Annotated in this window: 1 protein-coding gene; it reads right to left on the reverse strand. The window is 45.3% G+C overall.

What is annotated here, in order from left to right; translation table 11 throughout:
- Nucleotides 1–92 precede the first annotated feature (92 nt).
- On the reverse strand, nt 93–2,922 hold a 2,830-nt coding region (locus AACT21_RS08500; RefSeq protein ID WP_254917216.1), incomplete at its 5' end, for a M16 family metallopeptidase.

The following is a 2,922-nucleotide window of genomic DNA, read 5'->3' on the forward strand; positions in this document are numbered from 1 at the left end:
ATCCATATTTAAATAAGTGACATTAGTCCAAGAAAAATATAACAAAGTGATAAGTTTCATCATAAAAATGAGCCCCCAATAGGAGGCTCATTTTATTTTGAGATTGCAGAGGTAGTGCTGGGTAATATTTTAACACTCAGTCGTTTGTCTGCTTGTAAATATTGATTAGCAACATGACGCAGATCATTCGTACTCACCTGATTGATGGCGCGACGAACCTCCTGCCAACGACTATAGCGATGCGGATAAGTTTGAGTTAACGATGCGACATCAAGCCAAAATACATTCTTTTCTGGCAGGCTATCTAACCATTGTAGAAGCGGTTGTTTCGCTCGTTGCAACATATCAGCATCAATGCCATGATCAGCTTTCACTCGAGACAATACCGCATCGAAACTCTCTTCCACTAATTTAAGTTGCGTTGTGTCTGTCACACTGAACAGCCCCAAATAACCAAATCCTGTGGGAAGAAAATCATTGCTGCTAAATGGGTAAGGTGAGTAACTCGCGCCAGCCTTTTCTCTCACTTCTTCCGTCAACAAAATACTGAGAACCTCTTCAAGCAGCATCAGTTTTGCGTAGTGTTCGGCATTCACCTTATCAGTCGTTGGCCACAGCCAAGCCAATGCCGCGGCATTGGCTGAACCTTGATGCTCAACAATATGTGATGCAGGCACTGGTGGAAACTCAACGCGCTCAACTTGCAGCTCTTTTTCTGGATGACGCGGCAAAGCGCCCAGCGTTTTAGCAACCGATTGAATCGTTTTCTCTTCGTCAAGATCACCCACAATGGCAATTTCTAAAAGGCCTTTATCTACCGCCGAGGCAAACACTGGAACTAATTCTGAAAAATGACGCTTTAACAGTTCCTCGTCATGGCTACGAAATCGTGGGTCGTCAGGGTGCAATAATTCAGGTAACACCGTCCAAAATGCCTCTTCTGGCGTCGTGTTCTGGCTGTTACTCGCTGCCAGTACTCGTTGACGAAATTGGTTCATCCCCTCTTCTCGCCAGCCCGGGCTCGTTAAAAATGCCGTTTGCAGTGCTAACTGTTGGTCAAGCGACGCTTGATTGGTGAAATCCTGACTCGCAAAACCAAGCGTTCCGACATTGAACCCCGTCGTCACATTGGCAGCAGAAAAGAGATGAATTAACTGCTGAAACGAATGCTGCTCTAACCCACCAGCAACAAAGCCATCATTAAACAGTGCCTGAATGCCCTCTTTTCTAGGTAACGGATATTCGCCAAAACCTAATGCAAGATTGAGGTAGATGACGTTTTTCTCTAACTCGGTTGGCTTGATGTTGAGCTTAACGCCATTGGCAAATTTCAACATCCGAATCCCCGTTTCGGGATCTCGCTTGTCGTGAATGAGCGTGCCCGCCTCACCAAATTCACGGTAGGCAAATGCCTCGACCGATGATATTTGATAAGGCTCTACTGGCTGTTTTTGGCTTTGTTCATATACATCGAGTAGCGTTTGATTGATTTTCTCAACCTTATATGGCCCAGAAAGATAAATCCACGGCTTACCTTGCCAACGTTCTGTAAGCAGGTCGTGCAATCGAGCGGCGGTGATTTGAGGTTGATAAGCTTCAAAAAGAGCAAGCGCGAACGTCGGTTCAATCGGGACAAATTGCTGAGCATCACTTGTCACTAGGCCTTGCGCAATCGAAAAACTATGCAAGGTATCGCTACTTGCTGCTCTTTGCTGATAATCAGCATGTATTGCCTTGATCGCTTGATCAATTTCGCCCTGATTAAAGCCGTATCGAATCGCTTGTCGCACCGTCTGTTCAAGTAATGTCAGCCCATGCCGCCACTGCTCGGGCAAGGTTACCAGTGACAATTCCATCCGTGATGCGATACCGAAATCTTGTTCAATATGAACAAAAGCATTCGTTATCCCCTCTTGGTCTATCAGATGGGGAAGTAACCGTTGGTAGAGTAAGTTCGACAATATTGATTCAAGGATCATTTCATGGCGACTTTCAACGCTATCTGCTTGTCGCTCTTGTGGTGCAATCACACCAAGCGAAATTTGGGTCGGCAAACGAGCATCAAAGAAAACATCGGCTTGCAAGTGTGTCCTTACTGCAGGCAACATCAAATGGTCAGCCCGTAGCGGTACTGCATCCCGGTGAGGTACCCAGTTAGAAAAAAGTCGTTTGATCTGCTCTTCGGCCTGAGCAACATCAAGGTCTCCCACCACAATGATCGTGGTACGTTCTGGCGTATAAAAACGTTGATAGAGTGAACGTAACTGCTCTGAACTAGCATGTTTTACTACATCGAGATCACCAATTGGCAAACGTTTTGACAAAGGGCTCCTCGGATATAAGAAGCTCAGCTGTTGACGATAATTCTCAACATCAGCGGAATTTCTCTCTTTCCATTCCGCCACAACAACCGGTTTTTCTTGCTCCAACGCCTTTGGTTCAAGCTTAAGGCGATCCGCAATCTCTCTCATAAGCCACAAACCAGTTGCTACTTTTTGTGAGTCTCCTTGAGCAATATTGAACTCATACACGGTTTGATTGAATTGAGTCACCGCATTGGTATCGGATCCAAAACTTAATCCTAAGCGTTCAAGTTGGCGAATCATCTCCCCTTCGGCTACAGAGTCCGAACCTTTAAACGCCATGTGTTCTAAAAGATGCATCAAGCCTTGTTCTTGCTCTGACTCGACTAAAGAACCACCTGCAATGCGCATACGCATAATGACAGCATGAGCAGGTGTCGTGTTATGGACTAATTGGTACCTTAAGCCGTTTTCAAGCTGACCTTCGTGAATGCGATGACTTTTAGGTAACTCCGTCGATAGCGAACTGGCCGATATGACAAGCAGCAATAATAAGCTCAATGGGTGAAAAAATAGAATATTACGCAAATTAAGATTCTCAGTATGTATGGAACGACAC

It is taken from the genome of Vibrio sp. V08_P9A1T1, assembly GCF_963874405.1.
GTDB classification, from domain to species: Bacteria; Pseudomonadota; Gammaproteobacteria; order Enterobacterales; family Vibrionaceae; genus Vibrio; species Vibrio anguillarum.